Origin of the sequence: Halomonas elongata (assembly GCF_029081005.1) — a bacterium.
Lineage (GTDB): Bacteria > Pseudomonadota > Gammaproteobacteria > Pseudomonadales > Halomonadaceae > Halomonas > Halomonas elongata_B.
The window spans coordinates 1-485 of sequence record NZ_JAJQTQ010000081.1 but is presented as its reverse complement, the minus strand read 5'-3'; the positions used below and the strand labels follow the sequence as shown (position 1 = coordinate 485).

1 protein-coding gene is annotated in these 485 nt (G+C 62.1%); it reads left to right on the top strand.

The genetic code is table 11. From position 1 onward, the window contains the following. On the top strand, nucleotides 1–485 hold a 485-nt coding region (cysE, locus tag LU493_RS19525; RefSeq protein ID WP_275289467.1), incomplete at both ends, for a serine O-acetyltransferase.

Sequence of the window (485 nt, the reverse complement as noted above, 5' to 3'; positions counted from 1 at the left end):
AATGATCGCCTCCGCCGCCTGCGATATTCAGGCGGTGCGCACGCGCGACCCGGCGGTGGATAAATACTCCACGCCGTTGCTCTATCTGAAGGGTTTCCATGCCCTGCAGGCCTATCGTATCGGCCACTGGCTGTGGACTCAGGGGCGACGCGCGCTGGCGATTTTCCTGCAAAATCAGGTCTCCGTCTCTTTCCAGGTGGATATCCACCCGGCGGCGAAAATCGGCCGCGGGATCATGCTCGACCATGCCACCGGCATTGTGGTCGGTGAAACGGCGGTGATTGAAGACGACGTATCCATCCTGCAGTCTGTGACCCTCGGCGGGACCGGTAAAACCAGCGGCGACCGTCACCCGAAAATTCGCGAAGGCGTGATGATTGGCGCCGGGGCGAAGATCCTCGGCAATATCGAAGTCGGGCGTGGCGCGAAGATTGGCGCCGGTTCCGTGGTGCTACAACCTGTGCCGCCGCATACCACCGCCGCAG